A 16,112-nucleotide genomic window follows, 5' to 3' on the forward strand; every position below is an offset into this window, starting at 1 on the left:
GCACAGCTCGGAAGTGGCTGGAGATATTGTATGTAGATAGTGGCTGGGGATTATAGACAATCCAGCCCGGTGCGTCTTGTGGGCGTATATGTCCGTGATATACCTGAGTATTACAATAAGGTATTAGTGATATATGTTGATCACTGTATAATTCCCCGCTACTAATTCCGGTGGATCCCGGGACAACCCATTTTTTCACCTGACCTTACCCGGTCGGGCAGAACCATCAGGGTGATCGACTCATCATGAATAAACCGTCTCCGCTGGCGCTGCTGCCGCTGGCGCTGTTCCTGCTTTTCTTTGTTGGTAGTGGCCTCTGGTATCAGTCCCAGGGCGAGGACTTTGCCTTTTACAAGATATCGGCACCGGTGGCGATTTTGCCGGCTATCGTGCTGGCAGTGCTGCTCGCCAGGGGCTCACTGAACGAGCGCATCAACACCTTTATCGAAGGGGTGGGTGATAACACCATCATCACCATGGTGCTGATCTATCTGCTCGCCGGTGCCTTTGGCAGTGTGGCCGAAGCGGTGGGTGGCGTGGATGCCACGGTGAACCTGGGACTGAGTGTGGTTCCGCCGGAGCTGGTGCTGCCGGGTCTGTTTGTGATCGCGGCCTTTGTCGCTACTTCCATGGGCACTTCCATGGGCACCATTGCGGCGATCGCGCCGATTGCAGTGGGTGTGGCCGAGGCGACCGATCTGTCGCTGCCGCTGACCGTGGCAACGGTGGTCGGTGGTGCGATGTTCGGTGATAACCTGTCGATCATCTCGGATACCACCATCGCGGCCACCCGTACCCAGGGCTGCGCCATGCGCGACAAGTTCAAGCTGAACTTTATGATCGCCCTGCCGGCGGCACTGCTGACGTTGGTCTGGCTCTGGTTGCAGAGCAGTTCGGCCCAAGTGGAAGCGCCCGGCGATTACAACCTGATTCTGGTGCTGCCATATTTAGCGGTACTGGTATTGGCGGTGCTTGGCGTGAATGTGATGCTGGTGCTGTTTATCGGTATTCTGCTGGCCGGCGGCATAGGCCTGTGGATGATGCCGGACTATAACCTGGCGAAATGGTCCTCGGACATTTATGCGGGCTATACCAGCATGCAGGAGATCATGATCCTGTCGCTGCTGATCGGTGGTCTCGGAGCAATGATGAAATCTCAGGGCGGTCTGGCCTGGATCTCCGACGCAATTGACCGTATCAGCCGCCTCGGTAACCGCGAGCCCGGCAAGCGCAGCGGTGAGCTCAGCATCAGTGCTTCGGTGGCCCTGACCAATCTCTGCACCGCCAACAACACCGTGGCGATTCTGCTGGCGGGCTCTCTGGCCAAGGATATCGCCGAACGTCATGAGGTGGATCCGCGCCGCAGCGCCAGCCTGATCGATATCTTCTCCTGCGTGGTGCAGGGGCTGATTCCGTACGGTGCCCAGGTACTGCTGGCGGCTTCCACTGCCAAGCTTTCGCCGCTGGCACTGATCGGCAATATCTATTACTGCTGGTTGCTGGGGCTGGTGGCGTTGCTCTCGATCATCATCGGTTTCCCGCGTATCAAGTCACCCCAGCCCGCGCAGACCGTCTGATTACTCGCCCTTGAGCTGCTTGATCAATGCGGCAGGCAGCTCGCTCAGGGTCAGGGTGCCGGCGTTCGGATCGAAGGTGATGTTCTTGCCGAGCGATTCGTTGCTGAAGCTGATCGATACATCGCGGCTGCGGCCGCTGTAGCGAATATACTTCTTCAGACTGGACTGGTCCGGGATGAAGGCTTCCTTCAGTTCCGGATCGCGCTCTTCGATATAGCGATCCAGGCCGGTGGGAGCCTGGCTTTCGATCTCGCCGGAGAGCTCTCGGTAGTTCACCGCCTCGCCGTTCTTTACCTGTTCGATGCAGTATTCAGCCACCTCTTTCTGGTAGCGCTTACCGGTGTCCTCCGGCATATCACGGCTGTAATCCTCCACCAGTGACATAAAACGCTCGGTATCGGCGGTGGTGTCCACGGTGTCGGTGAAGCTGAGGAAATCCATCATCAGCTTCTGCATCGGGCGTTCGCCAAAGCCGAAACTGATAGTAAGAAACTTCTGTTCGCCCGGCTGATGCACCTGGTCCAGGTTCAGGCTGGCGCAGAAGCCGAGTTTGGTGAAATCGATGTATTCGCAGTCATCCGGTTTGTTGTCGCCGTTCACAACGATGCCAGGTCGTTGGCGCAGCTGAGCCAGCCAGAGGATACGACCGGCCTCCTGCTCATCCACAGCAAAGAGCCAGTAGCCGTCGGACTCCACATCCTGTTCTTCCAGTGCGATCGCCAGGTATTCGATGGTTTTCTGGCTGAAAGAGACCAAGTTCAGGGTATCGCCGAGCCAATTCACCACCAGCCCCTTGAATACGTCGGCCTCGTTTGAGAAGCAGCCGTAGCGCTTGCTGGCGCGGCGCACAAACAGCGGTTTGATCTCGCTGAGCAGTCGGCTCTCGGTTTCTGTCAGTTCCAGAGGCTTGTCGCTGAGGCTGTAGGATTTGTCGCCGCTGTCGCGGGTCAGGCGGTGGATGATCGCTTGAGAAACAGACATGGGAGCTCCGGCTGAATGAAAAACAGGCGCAGGAGTATACCGCACGGAGCGGGGTGGTTCCGATAGCTGAATGCACGCTGGCGATGGGTGGGGCTGACGCTCAGAGGCAGCCCGGTGTTGGTATTAGAGATGGCTGAATTTCGCGCTTTGGTTAGACTGTAGGTGTGAATTATTGGGGAGAAAGCCTTGGGCAGGTCTCTCCCCGATCTCCATCAGTTTTGATGGAAAAGCCGACTATATAAAAATTATTTAGCTGGAATAGCTTAGCTGGAAGCAAGGAGCAGCGGATGGCTCAGGGCAAGGGCGATATCCGTGTAAGACCGGCGCATTTCGCCGATGCGGATCGGATCGCAGATATTTTTTTCGACAGCGTGCATGGCATAGACCCTGATATCTACAGCAGGGCCGAACAGTTGGCCTGGGCCCCGGCTCCGTTGGACTACGATTACTGGCGCCGTGCCATCCCCTTACATGAAACCTTTGTCGCCTGTATCGACCGGCGTGTGGTCGGCTTTATTGGCTTGGAGCCGGAAGGCTATATCGACTGGCTCTATACCCAGAATTACCATCAGGGGCAGGGGGTTGCCTCGGCGCTCTATGACCATCTGGAAAATCTGGCCCGTGAGCGCGGTCTTGCGTTGCTGAGCGTCAGTGCATCCGATGTGGCGAGGCCGTTCTTCGAGCGCCGCGGTTTTCGGGTGCTGAGGGCGAACCAGGTCGAGCGCCAGGGAGTAAGCCTGCGCAACTGGCAAATGCAAAAGCCGCTGACTGCTTAGCTTAACGGCAAGGTTGGAAGGGTAAGGGCGGGCGTTTATAGTCAGGGCTCCTCACTTTCACTCTCTGGTAATGGATATGCCCGACTTCGCTTCCCGTTTTTCGATACAGCGACCCTATCAGCAGCGCGGGAAAGCGCCAGAAGAGTATCGAGTGGAGCGCTGCGGCGTGAGAGCGCTGGAAAAACAGCTGGAGAGCGATCGCGGCCGCATTATCAATTCCGCAGCGGTGCGGCGCCTGCAGCAGAAAACCCAGGTGTTTCCGCTGGAACACAACGCCGCCGTGCGCAGTCGTCTGACCCACTCACTGGAGGTGCAGCAGACCGGGCGCTATATCGTGCGGACCATCTTCGATCAGCTTGGTGAGGGCGCCGGGATTCTGGGGCTCGACGGGCTGGAGCGGGCCACCGAAACCCTGGTGGAGATGGCCTGCCTGATGCACGATATCGGCAATCCACCTTTTGGCCATTTCGGCGAGGCGGCGATCTCCCGCTGGTTTGAACAAACCCTGCCGCTGTTGCCGCCCTTTGTCCACGAGCTGGAAGGTCCGGCCGCCAGTCTGCGTCAGGAGCTACTGCGCGAGCTGGCCAGTTTCGAGGGCAATGCCCAGGCGATCCGGCTGATCAGCCAGTTGCAGAAGCTCAATCTCACCTATACCCAGACCGCCTGTATCTTTAAATACACCCGCTGTGCCACCGAAGAGCGACCACCGAAAGGCGCACCTCTGGCTTACCTGAAGAAGAAACCGGGCTATTACTTTTCGGAGCGGGGCTTTGTCGCCCGTATGCAGCAGGCGCTGGATATGAAGCCGGGGCAGCGATTCCCGCTGACCTACCTGATGGAAGCCGCCGATGATATCGCCTACTGCCTGGCGGATCTTGAGGACGGCGTAGATAAGGGCATACTCAACTGCGCGCATCTCGCCGAACTGCTGAAGGCGCAGTATGCGGAGCTGCGCGAGCCCTTTGATGATGCCGACGACCCCAGCTTTAATGGCAAGTGTTTTGCCGATCTGGTCGACTACGCGCTCAAACGCTGGCAGCAGGAGGAGATTAACAAGGAGCACGAGTTCTTCGTCTACCTGCGTGTCGGTCTGATCCATCCCCTGGTTGAGCACGCCGCCCGCGTATTCCTCGATCATGCCGAGGCGGTCAGTGAGGGCAGCCTGGACCGGGCCCTGCTGGAGGATAACTCCCCCTGTCATGCTATCGTCGAAAGCCTTAAGCGGGTGGCGATCGATCATGTATTCTGCGTGCCGGAGGTGGAAACCTTGGAGCTGCAGGGCTTTCAGATTATTTCCGGTCTGTTGGAGCATTACCGGCCGCTGCTGATGCTGCCGATGGCTGATTTTCAGCGCCTGTGTGAGGGCGGCAGTCGTGGCCTGCTGGTCGAAAGCCGGCTGTTTCACCGGTTGCCGAAAAAGCATGTCAAAGCTTACCTGTCGCTGCTGGCTGAACCGCCTGAAGAGCTCAAGCAGGGCGATCAGGCGACGCAAATCTGGGAGCGCTACTGCCGTTGCCGCTTGATGCAGGATATGGTCAGCGGCATGACCGATCAGTTTGCCCTGGATGAGTTTCGCACCCTCTCGGTTAGTCTGAGTTAAATCGATGGCGGCCGGATTTTGATGAGCAGCGAATTCACTCACTGGCTGGTTGAACAGATGCAGGTGATCGGGCCGGTAACGGCGCGGCGCATGTTTGGTGGGCAGGGACTGTTTATCGATGGCCTGATGTTCGCGATTATTTTTGACGACCAGCTCTACCTGAAAGCGGATGATCATAGCCGTCAGGCATTCCTGGATCAGGGGCTTGAGCCCTTCACTTATCTGCGTCAGGGCAAACGCTGTGCGCTTTCCTACTATCAGGCACCGGATGAGCTCCTGGCTGAGTCGCCGGAGTCGCTGGAGCTGATGCGGCTCTGGGGTAACGCGGCCTATGGCGCGGCGCTGAGATCACGTCGATGAATCGAATCTTCTGGATGTAAGGATACCCAATGTCTTTGGAGCAAATCAGCCTGTGGATGGAGCAGGTTGGCGATCAGGTTGTTTCCCGCCCGGCGCTGGCGTCGGAGCTGGAGCTGGATGTGGCGATTATCGGCGCCGGCTATACCGGTCTATGGACCGCCTACCATCTGAAGCGTCAGCAGCCGGATCTGAACATAGCGATCTTTGAGGCCAGACACGTGGGCTTTGGTGCCTCCGGTCGCAACGGCGGCTGGCTGATCGGTGAACTGGCCGGCCAGGATCAACTGTTGGCCGGATTGCCGCAGGAGGAACAACGGCGCTACAGGGAGCTGATTCATACCATCCCTGATGATGCGGCCGAAGTGTTTGCGCGAGAGGGGATCGACTGCGGTTATCGCAAGGGTGGCATGCTGGTCTGCGCGGCGCGGTTTCCTGAGCAGGAAAACTGGATCCGCGAAGAACTCAGGGGATTTTATGCCCGCGGTTACAGCGCCGAGGATTATCGCTGGCTGGATGTCGATGAGCTGACACAGCAGGTCAATATCGCCGGCAGCAAAGGTGCGCTTTACTCGCCGCACTGCGCCACCATTCATCCGGCAAAGCTGGCGCTGGGGTTGGGGCAGGCAGTTGAACGGCTGGGTGTGACTATTTATGAATCCAGCCCGGTGGATGAGTGGCAGCCCCGCAGGCTCAAAGTGCGGGGTCACAAGGTTAAGGCACGCGTCGTGGCGCCCTGTATCGAGGGTTATGCCGCCAGTTTGCCGCCCCTGAGTCGTTACCAGATCCCGGTGCAGAGCTTGCAGATTGCGACCGAACCACTGTCAGAAACACTCTGGGATGAACTGGGTATGGCCGATGGTCAGGCGATTAGCGAAGCGAGCCGTATGGTCACCTATTTCCACCGCAGCCGGGATGATCGTTTGGTGTTTGGTGCCCGCGGCGGATACCGCTTCGGCGGGCGTTTGCGCGAGGATTTCAGCCTGTCTAATACCGAGTTTAATCGTCATCGTGGGCTGATGCTGTCGCTTTTTCCGCAGCTGGAGTCGGTGAAAATTACCCACGGTTGGGGCGGTAACCTGGGCATTTCTCGCCGTTTTCTGCCCCATGTTTACTGGGATCTTCACCAGGGATTGGCGCTGGCCGGCGGCTATGGCGGCGAGGGAGTAGGCGCCAGTTTCCTCTGCGGACGCACCCTGGCTGAGCTGATTCTCGGTGTTGAAAATGACGCTACCCGGGCGCCCTGGGTGTTGCGTGGTGAGGGTCTATCTAGTTCGCTGCGATCCTGGGAGCCGGAACCCTTCCGCTGGTTGGGTTACAGCGCTGTGCTGGCGGCCCTTGGGCATGAAGATGCGGTGCTCGCCAACGAGAATAGCCCGGGCTGGAGGCGGCGTATGGCCAGCGCCCTGGCTGATCGTTTCGAAGGGTTGATGGCTGCAAGCCCAACACCCTGAACCCGCTTTCTCAAGCAGGCGGGCGGCTTGCCTGGTCAGACTTGACGGGAGTCGGCCAGCAGTCGCGCGGTCAGGCGAGCCACAAAGGGGCCTGCCGCAAAAGCGATGGCGTAGGCGATCGGCCAGGCGAGCAGGAAGGCGTTCATCCAGCGGCCGATAAATGCGTCGGTGAGGCCCAGATTGATAAACGTCACCCAGCAGGTCATCAGTGTGCAGAGAATAAATGACATGATACCGCTTTGTAGTAAGCGCGCCTTGAGATGGTACATCGGCTAGAGGTCCTTTCTTTAGTGCACAAAATGAACAACAGAGTGTAGTGGGTTTCAGTTCTGTCGAGTAGACTGATATTCGTTATCTAAAATTTCATAAATGAAATTATGCTCGATGATCTTTCACTCTTTGTCCGTGTCGTGCAGGAAGGCAGCTTTCTTGCGGCTGCCCGTGCCGCTGAGCTCTCCACCGCGACGCTGACCCGGCGAATCCAGAACCTGGAGACCCGCTTTAACTGCCAGTTGCTCAACCGTTCCGCCCGTGGCGTATCGTTGACCCCCATCGGCCAGCGCCTTTACGAATCCACCGTGGCTCAGGTTGAGTCTTTGCAGACAGAGATGGGACGCCTGCATACCGATACGGCGGATCATCGTGGCAGGATACGGTTGATCGCGCCGATCAACCTGACGCACCATATTGTTCAGCCGCTATTGCAGACCTTTCTGTGCGAAAACCCCGGGATTCAGCTGAGTGTCTTGCTGAGCAACGATGTCGAAAACCTGGCTGAGCGACAGGCTGATCTCGCGCTGCGATTCGGTAACCAGGTTGATTCGGGCCTCAGGCAGAAGTTTGTTGGCGAGTTTCCATCGGTGCTGGTCGCTACGCCGGAGGTTGCCCTGGCGCTTGAAGGTGCTGCGGATATGCAGGCATTACTGGCCTATCCGTGCATCGCCTCCCTGGAGGAGCGTTATCTGGTGCTGCAAAACACTAAGACCGGTGCCCGCAGTAACCTGGCGATCGAGCCGCACTTTCACTGTAACGATCTGGATGTGGCGATAGCCACGCTGGAGAGTAACGGTGGCTTTATGCACTGCCCCTATCTGCTGGTGCGTGAGCATCTGGCCAGTGGTAGGCTGATCCGGATCATGCCGGAGTGGGAGGGGGAGAATCGTCGACTTTATATGGTGTGGAACAGCCGCAACCTGTTGATGCCCCGCACCCAGCTGCTGCTCAATTTTCTGGTTGAGCAGGTGGGTGCTATCGGGGCTCGGTTGGCGCGAGAGTTAGAGCACCGCGCCGATGAACTGACGTAGTTCCGGTGTCTGCGGATCGGCCAGAACGGTCTTGGCATCGCCGGTTTCATGGACCTTGCCCTGGTGCATGAAGACGACCCGGTCACCGACATCGCGGGCGAAGTTCATCTCGTGGGTTACCAGAACCAGGGTCATACCCTCGGCCGCAAGCTGCTCCAGAACCTTCAGTACGTCACCCACCAGTTCCGGGTCCAGCGCTGAGGTGATCTCGTCGCACAGCAGTACCTTGGGCTTCATCGCAAGGGAGCGGGCGATGGCAACGCGCTGCTGCTGACCACCGGAGAGCTTTTCAGGATACTGGCCGAACTTGTCGCCCAGGCCGACTTTCTCCAGCACCTCCTGGGCCAGTTTTTTCGCCTCTGCTTTGCTGGTCTTCTTGATCAGCGTCGGGGCCAGCATGATGTTTTCGCCCACGGTCAGGTGGGGGAACAGGTTGAAGCTCTGGAACACCATGCCAACGCTCTGGCTCAGCTTGCGCACCTGGAATTCGTCGGTGCTGACCTCCATGCCATCGAGGATGATGGCGCCCTGATCGTAGCTTTCCAGGCCGTTCATGCAGCGTAGCAGGGTACTCTTGCCCGAGCCGCTGCGGCCGATGATCGAGACCACTTCACCCGCTTTAATGTCCAGGTCGATGCCTTTGAGGACATGCAGGTCTCCGAAATATTTGTGTACGTCACGCACGCTTACCAGCGACATTTAGCTTCTCCTCAAGATATTGGCTGGCTCGCGACAGCGGGTAGCACAGCAGAAAATAGATCAGGGCAACCATGGCGAACACCTTGAACGGTTCAAAGGTGGCGTTATTGAGCATGGTGCCTGCCTTGGTCAGCTCCACGAAGCCGATGATCGACGCCAGGGCGGTACCTTTGACGATCTGGACTGAGAAGCCAACGGTCGGTGGAATGGCGATGCGCAGCGCCTGGGGCAGAATGATGTAGCGCATGGTCTGGAGATAGTTTAGGCCCAGGCAGCGAGACGCTTCCCACTGGCCCTTGGGTAGAGACTCGACACAGCCGCGCCAGATATCGCTCAGGAAAGCGCTGGAGAACAGCGTCAAGGCGAGTGCTGCAGCGGTCCAGGCCGACACATCGATGCCGAGCAGGCCGAGGCCGAAAAAGGCGATAAACAGCTGCATCAGCAGCGGTGTGCCCTGAAAAATCTCGATGTAGATCCGGGTCACCCAGATCAGTGGCTTGCGGCGGCTGATTCGCATAAAGGTCAGCAGCAGGCCGACGATGGAGCCACCGGCAAAGGCCAGCAGTGAGAGCAGGATGGTCCAGCGGGCCGCCAGCAGCAGGTTGCGCAGGATATCCCAGTCGGTAAATTGACTCATGACAGTTTTTTCTCCCCGTTCATGACTGTTTCCTCTCCCTCGTTCATGACTGTTTCTCGCCCTGGTTCATGACTGTTTCTCGCTCTGGTTCATGACTGCTTCTCCTCTCTGGAAAAGGCCCGTGAGCCGATCAGGTTAAAGATAAGGCGCATCAGGAAGGCCAGCAGCAGGTAAAGCAGCGCGGCGACCAGGTAAGACTCGAAACTCAGGAAGTTGCGCGACTGGATAAAGTTGGCGGCGAAGGTGAGTTCCTGCACCGAGATCTGTGACACCACGGCGGAACCCAGCATGACGATGATGCACTGACTGACAACGGAACTGTAAACGCGCTGGAAAGCCGGTGGCAGGATGATACGGATAAATATCTGTCGGCTGCTCAGCCCCAGAGTGCGGGCTGCTTCGATCTGTCCTTTGGGGGTGTTGTCGATGCCGGCGCGGATAATCTCGGTGAGATATGCGCCAAGGTTGATCACCAGGGCCAGAATGCCGGCCTCCACTTCCGTCATCTTGATGCCGATGGCGGGCAGTCCGAAAAAGATAAAGAACAACTGCACAATAAAGGGCGTGTTGCGGATCAGTTCTACGTAGGCTTTGGAGCCATGACGTAGAACGGGATTGCGGTGGCGTCGTGCAGCGGCACCGAGGATGCCCAGCAGAATGCCCAGCAGCGTGGATACAACGGTGAGTTTTACCGTCATCCAAAGCCCGGCCAGCAGGACGTCCTGGTACTCGAGCAGAGCACCGAAATTCAGTTCATAACCCATTCTTGGTTCCAGTTAGGGTTGGTCTTGAAGCCGGAGCAGAGGGGCTGCTCCGGCGAACGCAGTTACATGGACGCCAGTTCAGCGGGGTACGGTGCTTTCAGCCATTTCTGCGAGAGGGACTCCAGGACGCCGTCGGCATAGGCTTTGCCGATCAGTTCGTTGACCTTATCGGCCAGGCGGGTTTCGCCTTTCATCACGCCCACATAGCAGGGGGAGTTTTTCAGCATAAACTTGGTTTCAGGCACGCGGGAGGGGTTACGATTGGCGATTTCGGTCACCACCAGGTTGCCGGTGGCGATCAGGTCGACCTGGCCTGACAGGAAGGCGGACAGGGTGGTGTTGTTATCTTCAAAGCGCTTGATGGTTACGTCGTCTGAGACCAGCTTGCTCAACTCTATATCTTCAACTGCACCGCGGGTGACGCCCACGGTTTTGTCCGCCAGTTCTTCCGGTGAGCTTACCTCTACCTCGTTAAGACCGAACACGCCAAGGAAGAAAGGCGCATACGGCTTGGTGAAGTCGATCGCCTTTTCACGCTCCGGGTTTTTACCCAGGCTGGAGATCACCAGATCGACTTTCTGGGTTTGCAGGTAAGGGATGCGGTTGGCGCTGGTGACCGGAACCAGTTCAAGCTTTACGCCGAGTTCCTGGGCCAGGTAGCCCGCCATATCGATGTCGTAGCCCTGGGGCTGAAGGTCGGGTCCTACAGAACCGAAGGGAGGGAAGTCCTGAGGTACAGCAACTTTCAGGACTCCCGCTTCTGTAATGTCGTCCAGTTTATCGGCTGAAGCGGTGGATATGGCGCCGAAAGTCAGCAGCAGAGAGCCGGCAACGGCCAGGCTCATTTTTTTTAAAATTTTCATTATTGGCTACCCTCTGTTTAGGAAACGAATGATTCAGTAACTATCGCTTTGCAACTTCAAGGCCAAGATGTAACGCCTTGATTGTTAGACAATTTGTGCTGAAACATATGATTCACTGGTGGCCGTCAATGCTCCATCATAGTGCGGATGATCAATATTAGGTCATAGCTGACCAATCGGTTAAGAATTAAAAATCAATAACTTAGATTAATCTTGTATAAATCGAAGTGAAACTTTTGTTTCATGATCTTTAAAGGCTCAGCCCGGGTTAACGGTTTTCATATTCGATTTCGCCCAGTACTGTGTTGATCGGCTGTACGCCCGCCCAGACCGGCAGACTCATATCTTCCGGATCATCGACCGGTCCGCCGGTGCGGATTTTCGCGGAGACCTCGTTGAGGGTAAAAGCGATAACGCTGGTGGCCTTCAACTCGGTTTCATTGGCGCGCCGCGCCTGTTCGGAGCGTCCCTTATGAAACTTCTCCATCAGCTGATCGAGCGCACGGCTCTTTTCGTCGGCGTCATCGACCAAACGCGCCTGACTGTAGATCACCACGCTGCGGTAGTTCACCGAGTGATGAAACGCGGAGCGGGCGAAGACGATGCCGTCCAGCAGGGTAACGGCGATGCACGCTTCTGAACCCTCGAGCAGCGCCTTGAACAGTCCGTTTTTGCTGGAACCGTGTACATAGAGCTGATCGCCGTCACGCCAGTGAATTGTCGGCTGCAGCAGCGGCTGGCCACCCAGCTGGGTGCTGACATGGCAGATCATCGCCTCGTCGAGAATCGTGTTGATCGTTTCTTTATCGTAGTTGGCTCTTTTGCTACCTCTTTTTACCCGAGTCCGTTCGGTCAGGCTGTATTCGCTCATCTCTGTTCACTCCATCTCGTTGAGCGATTAGAGTAGGTCTTAAATTGGATCTATATAAGATCCAATATATGACTTAATAAAGGTCCCAATTTGATGGATGAGTCAGGACTGGCGAGGACCGATCTGGGTCTGTTCCTTGAGCTCAACAGGCAGGACCCCGCGCTACCAGCGTACCGACGCCTGTTTCTGGCGCTAAGGCGGCTGATACTGGAGCGACGTGTTGGCGGCGGGACCCGTTTGCCGGCGACGCGCTCATTGGCGGCGGCGCTTAATATCTCGCGAAACACGGTAAAAAGTGCCTACGAGCTGCTGCAGGCGGAAGGTTATATCTACACGCGTACCGGTGCCGGCTGTTTTGTGGCTGAACTGCCCCAAACGCCGCAGGGACCGAAATCCAGCGGTCAAGCGCCTGATCTGTCTACGCCTGCGAAAAACGCAGCAGGGAGTTCTGGTGCAGGGCTGCTGCAGCCAGCGGTACCCGCCTTGGACCATTTTCCGTACCGGCGCTGGCAGCGGGCGATGCAAAAGTCGGTGTCCGCAGCGGGGTTGTTGGCGGGTGATCCCCAGGGAGACCTGAAGTTACGTCGTGAGATAGTGCGCTGGCTCGGCGCTCAGCGCGGCATGCAGGTGGATGCCGACCAGGTGTTGATCACATCAGGTTCTCAGCAGGGGATTTACCTGGTAGCGAATCAACTGGTATCGGCGGGAGATAAAGTGCTGCTGGAGAGGCCGGGGTTTCCCGGCAGCGAACGGGTCTTTAAAGCGGCAGGGGCGAAGATCGACTATTTCCACCAGCAGGATCTTGATGAGGTTGAGAGCCTGGGCGAAGCCAGGCTTATGTTGCTGACCCCTTCGCGTAACTTTCCACTGGGGCATACGCTGCCCGCTGATCGTCGCCTGGCGCTGCTGGACTGGGCGCAGCGAAATGATGTCTGGTTGCTGGAGGATGATTACGATTCGGAATTTGCGGCGGGGCCTGCTTTATCGGCCATGTTCTCGCTGGATATCCATCAACGAGTGATCTACGCCGGGACTTTCAGCCGCACCCTGTTCCCGGGGCTCAGGTTGGGCTACCTGGTGTTGCCGCGATCGCTGCTAACCGACTTTCTAAATGCACGAAGAGTTATTGATGGCGGTCTTTCGATGCCGGCCCAACTGGCGTTGGCTGAATTTATGGCCTGTGGGGATTACGGACGGCATCTACGGCGTATGAAGCGCTTCTATCTGCAGCGCAGGCAGATGCTCGAGGCTCAGATTGCAGAGAGTGCGCTGGCGGGACTGCCGGTGATCGATGCCGGTGGCGGGATGAATCTCTGCTTGAAACTGCCGTCGAGGGTGGGTGAGTCGAAGGTCGATGATCAGGCGGTGGTGGCGCTTCTGACGGCTGAGGGTGTTAGCGCAAGGGCGTTGAGTCTGTTTGATCCGGAAGAGGGTTGTGGCCTGGTGCTGGGGTTTGCGGCTCAGGACCGTGATGCCATGCGTCGAGGCGTCGCGATCCTGGAGCGGGTGCTGCAACCGATCATCTCTGCTGCCGAGTGACTCGGTTCGTGGCATGGCTTCGGGTTCTTACAGCACCTGGTTAAAACCTTCGAACTGCGGCGGGCCCAGGTAGATATCCTTGGCCGGCTTGGCGTTGGCGTGGGCCTTGCGGAAGGCTTCGGACTTGGTCCAGTTGATAAACGCTTCTTCCGACTCCCATATACTGTGCGAAGCGAACAGGGTGCACTCTTCGCTGGTGGGGCCCTGCAGCAGGTTGAAGCTCTTGAAGCCCGGCACCTCACTTAGAAAGGTGTCGCGGTTTTTCCAGATGTCGATGAAGGCTTCCTCTTTGCCCAGGGCGATGCGGAAGCGGTTCATGGCGATATACATGGCTGTTCCTCTGATTAGGTTTGAACGGATGCGCCCACCTTAGCCTGCCTGGGGGGAGGCTGTCAGTTTTATATCGCTCCCCTGCACTTACTGCACCACACTGTTGTGTGCATTAATCATTTAATTGAGCTATTAGTAGTATCAAAGTGCAAATTGCCTATAACCATTACTCTGCCGTGCCCCGGTTCGTGTCTACTCTGAAAAGATGATCAACTGATCATCCAAGGGGGAATCGATGACGGATAAGCACTCTCTATCGCAGGCGCCATCACACGCGCCATCCCATGCAGGGATTAGCCACTCACACTACCTCGATACCGCACCGCCGAAGGTACTCAGCAACCTGCTGGCTCATGCCGATGTTCGTGTAAACGGCGACAGGCCCTGGGATATCCAGGTGTCGGATCCGAGCGTCTATGCCGCCGTGCTGACCCGGGGATCGCTCGGTTTTGGTGAAGCGTACATGGATGGTTACTGGGAGTGCCACGATCTGTCGGGCCTGATGACCCGCCTGATGCATGCCCGGCTTGATGAAAGGCCTCTTGGCAGCGCACGTCTCTATATCGCCATGCATTATCTCAAGGCGCGCCTGCTTAATCTGCAGACCTCCAGCCGCGCCTTTCAGGTCGGCGAGCAGCACTACGATATCGGCAATGACCTCTACGAAAAAATGCTCGATCGCCACTGGTGCTACAGCTGCGGATACTGGGCCGAGGCCGATAATCTTGAGGATGCCCAGATCGCCAAACTCGACCTGATCTGCCGTAAGCTCAAGCTCAAGCCCGGTATGACCGTGCTGGAAGTGGGCTGTGGCTGGGGGAGCCTGGCCGCGTACATGGCCAAACATTACGGCGTAAAGGTTCATGGCATCACCATCTCGAAAGAGCAGGTGAAGATGGCCAAGGAGCGTTGCGCCGGCCTGCCGGTGGATATCGAACTGATCGACTATCGCGAGATCCAGGGGCAGTACGATCGAGTGGTGTCGGTGGGCATGTTCGAGCACGTGGGTCACAAAAACTACGACACCTACTTTTCCACGCTGTCGCGCTGCGTGAAACAGGATGGGCTGTTCCTGCTGCATACCATCGGTACCGAACAGGATGGCGGCGGCGTCGATCCCTGGATCGACCGCTATATCTTCCCCAACGGCGAGTTGCCCACGCTGCCGACGCTGGTGGGCTCCTGCAAAAGCTATTTCAACGTGGAAGACCTGCACAACTTCGGTACCGATTACGACAAGACGCTGATGGCCTGGTGGGATAACTTCAAATCCAGCTGGCACAGCCTGTCCGGTAACTATGATGAGCGTTTCGCCCGTATGTGGCGTTACTACCTGATGAGCTGCGCCGGTTTCTTCCGCTCCAAGCGCGGACAGCTCTGGCAGGTGGTGCTGGCGCCGCTGGAGAGCCAGGAGGTCTATCGCTCGGTGCGCTGAATCTGGAATACTGTGCGTCCTTAAAATGCGGGCGCCTTCGTGCCCGCAGTTCTAGAAGTGTAGATGTAGAGGTATGAATGGACGCCTGGAGCTGGATTCTCCTGCTGGTTTTAACAACGCTGTTCTGTATTGGCCTGTGGCGCACCCTGGGCTGGGAGCGGCGTTTGACTCACCGTTTACAGACCGCATCCGGCGATGACTCCGGGCTGGCGCGTGGTCTTGCCGACCTGCCGCTCGTACTCCAGACCTACCTTAATAATGTCCTGCCCGCCGGCGATCCCATGCCGCTGGTTGCCCGCGTTGAGCTCAAGCAGCATGGCCTGATCGATCTGGGCGAGAGCGAGCCTCAGTGGAAGGCGTTTAAGGCCCGGCAGCTGGTATTTACCCGCGCCCCCGGATTTGCCTGGATCGCCCGTATCCGCCCAACGATCTGGGTCTGCGATGCCTATGCGCAGCAGGAGGGTAGTCTGCGTGCGGCATTTATGGGGCTGCTGCCCCTGGCAGACCAGAGAGACGGGGAAGCTCTCGCAGAGGCGGAGCTACAGCGCTTTCTGGCAGAGCTGCCCTGGTATCCGATGCTGCTGCTGACCCATCCGGCACTGAGTTTTAAGCAGCTCGGCGATAACTCGGTGGAGGTGAGTATCCGCGACGGCGAGTTATCCGCCTCGCTGACCTTCGTCTTCAATGACGAGGGGCTGATTGACCGTGTTTATGCGCAGGAGAGAGCGCGATTCAGGGCAGGCAAGTTTGTGCCAACGCCCTGGGAGGGTCGCTGGTACGCCTACGCAAGGGTGGCCGGTGTGCTGGTGCCACAGCGGGCCGAGGCGATCTGGCTGGAAGGGGAGGAGTCCGCTCCCTACTGGCAGGCTGAGCTCGACTCGCTGACCTATACTGACGCCCAGGCATAGGTTGATCAGGAGGTCTT

17 protein-coding genes are annotated in these 16,112 nt (G+C 57.6%); 9 read left to right on the forward strand and 8 right to left on the reverse strand.

All coding sequences use genetic code 11. The features are described from left to right. Positions 1-245: 245 nt before the first annotated feature. Positions 246-1,577, forward strand: a complete 1,332-nt coding sequence (locus CLV83_RS01690) for a Na+/H+ antiporter NhaC family protein (RefSeq protein WP_207894674.1) — start codon at positions 246-248, stop codon at positions 1,575-1,577. On the opposite strand, the gene CLV83_RS01695 is transcribed toward CLV83_RS01690, so the two are convergent. Further along, complete coding sequence (locus CLV83_RS01695) at positions 1,578-2,558, reverse strand: nucleoid-associated protein (protein ID WP_132286611.1); 981 nt, start codon at positions 2,556-2,558, stop codon at positions 1,578-1,580. It abuts the gene before it with no gap. 287 nt (positions 2,559-2,845) lie between these two features. Between CLV83_RS01695 and CLV83_RS01700 the strand changes: the two genes are divergently transcribed. The 4 genes from CLV83_RS01700 (at position 2,846) to CLV83_RS01715 (ending at position 6,745) form a co-directional block, all read left to right on the forward strand. Beyond that, a complete protein-coding gene (locus CLV83_RS01700) occupies positions 2,846-3,334 on the forward strand; it encodes a GNAT family N-acetyltransferase (RefSeq protein WP_132286614.1) in 489 nt (162 codons plus the stop codon). Between the two features lie 76 nt (positions 3,335-3,410). Then, positions 3,411-4,934, forward strand: a complete 1,524-nt coding sequence (gene dgt, locus CLV83_RS01705; protein WP_132286617.1) for a dGTPase — start codon at positions 3,411-3,413, stop codon at positions 4,932-4,934. Positions 4,935-4,955: 21 nt separating this feature from the next. Next, positions 4,956-5,294: a TfoX/Sxy family protein gene (locus CLV83_RS01710; RefSeq protein ID WP_132286620.1), complete on the forward strand. Its 339-nt coding sequence runs from the start codon at positions 4,956-4,958 to the stop codon at positions 5,292-5,294. A gap of 29 nt (positions 5,295-5,323) precedes the next feature. Continuing rightward, positions 5,324-6,745, forward strand: a complete 1,422-nt coding sequence (locus CLV83_RS01715) for an NAD(P)/FAD-dependent oxidoreductase (RefSeq protein ID WP_132286623.1) — start codon at positions 5,324-5,326, stop codon at positions 6,743-6,745. Positions 6,746-6,780: 35 nt separating this feature from the next. Here CLV83_RS01715 and CLV83_RS01720 read toward each other — a convergent pair whose 3' ends face one another. After that, complete coding sequence (locus tag CLV83_RS01720; protein ID WP_132286626.1) at positions 6,781-7,014, reverse strand: DUF2798 domain-containing protein; 234 nt, start codon at positions 7,012-7,014, stop codon at positions 6,781-6,783. A 108-nt stretch (positions 7,015-7,122) separates the two neighbouring features. Between CLV83_RS01720 and CLV83_RS01725 the strand changes: the two genes are divergently transcribed. Continuing rightward, positions 7,123-8,049, forward strand: a complete 927-nt coding sequence (locus tag CLV83_RS01725) for a LysR family transcriptional regulator (RefSeq protein WP_132286629.1) — start codon at positions 7,123-7,125, stop codon at positions 8,047-8,049. Here CLV83_RS01725 and CLV83_RS01730 read toward each other — a convergent pair. The 5 genes from CLV83_RS01730 to CLV83_RS01750 all read right to left on the reverse strand — a co-directional run bounded on the left by CLV83_RS01730 (position 8,020) and on the right by CLV83_RS01750 (position 11,883). Continuing rightward, a complete protein-coding gene (locus CLV83_RS01730; RefSeq protein ID WP_132286632.1) occupies positions 8,020-8,748 on the reverse strand; it encodes an amino acid ABC transporter ATP-binding protein in 729 nt (242 codons plus the stop codon). The two genes, CLV83_RS01725 and CLV83_RS01730, sit on opposite strands and share 30 nt — an antisense overlap. Continuing rightward, on the reverse strand, positions 8,726-9,385 hold the full coding sequence (locus CLV83_RS01735; protein WP_132286635.1) for an amino acid ABC transporter permease: 660 nt from the start codon (positions 9,383-9,385) through the stop codon (positions 8,726-8,728). The genes CLV83_RS01730 and CLV83_RS01735 overlap by 23 nt, the downstream gene beginning before the upstream one ends. Positions 9,386-9,474: 89 nt before the next feature. Beyond that, the gene (locus tag CLV83_RS01740) at positions 9,475-10,149 is read right to left on the reverse strand and encodes an amino acid ABC transporter permease (protein WP_132286638.1); all 675 of its coding nucleotides are present in this window, start codon (positions 10,147-10,149) and stop codon (positions 9,475-9,477) included. A 62-nt stretch (positions 10,150-10,211) separates the two neighbouring features. Continuing rightward, positions 10,212-11,012 (reverse strand): transporter substrate-binding domain-containing protein, encoded by an 801-nt coding sequence (locus CLV83_RS01745; protein WP_132286641.1) that lies wholly within the window; start codon positions 11,010-11,012, stop codon positions 10,212-10,214. Positions 11,013-11,280: 268 nt separating this feature from the next. Next, positions 11,281-11,883: a pyridoxamine 5'-phosphate oxidase family protein gene (locus CLV83_RS01750; RefSeq protein ID WP_132286644.1), complete on the reverse strand. Its 603-nt coding sequence runs from the start codon at positions 11,881-11,883 to the stop codon at positions 11,281-11,283. Between the two features lie 93 nt (positions 11,884-11,976). On the opposite strand from CLV83_RS01750, the gene pdxR reads away from it, so the two are divergent. Beyond that, on the forward strand, positions 11,977-13,422 hold the full coding sequence (pdxR, locus tag CLV83_RS01755; RefSeq protein WP_132286647.1) for a MocR-like pyridoxine biosynthesis transcription factor PdxR: 1,446 nt from the start codon (positions 11,977-11,979) through the stop codon (positions 13,420-13,422). 27 nt (positions 13,423-13,449) lie between these two features. Here pdxR and hmuQ read toward each other — a convergent pair whose 3' ends face one another. Beyond that, positions 13,450-13,752 carry a heme-degrading protein HmuQ gene (hmuQ, locus tag CLV83_RS01760; protein ID WP_132286650.1) on the reverse strand — a complete coding sequence of 101 codons (303 nt, stop codon included), beginning with the start codon at positions 13,750-13,752 and terminating at the stop codon, positions 13,450-13,452. Positions 13,753-13,987: 235 nt separating this feature from the next. On the opposite strand from hmuQ, the gene cfa reads away from it, so the two are divergent. Together cfa and CLV83_RS01770 are read left to right on the forward strand one after the other, a co-directional pair. Further along, positions 13,988-15,187 carry a cyclopropane fatty acyl phospholipid synthase gene (gene cfa, locus CLV83_RS01765; RefSeq protein WP_132286653.1) on the forward strand — a complete coding sequence of 400 codons (1,200 nt, stop codon included), beginning with the start codon at positions 13,988-13,990 and terminating at the stop codon, positions 15,185-15,187. A 77-nt stretch (positions 15,188-15,264) separates the two neighbouring features. Continuing rightward, on the forward strand, positions 15,265-16,095 hold the full coding sequence (locus CLV83_RS01770) for a DUF6920 family protein (RefSeq protein WP_132286656.1): 831 nt from the start codon (positions 15,265-15,267) through the stop codon (positions 16,093-16,095). The last annotated feature ends 17 nt before the right edge of the window (positions 16,096-16,112 follow it).

The organism is Marinobacterium mangrovicola, assembly GCF_004339595.1.
GTDB classification, from domain to species: domain Bacteria; phylum Pseudomonadota; class Gammaproteobacteria; order Pseudomonadales; family Balneatricaceae; genus Marinobacterium_D; species Marinobacterium_D mangrovicola.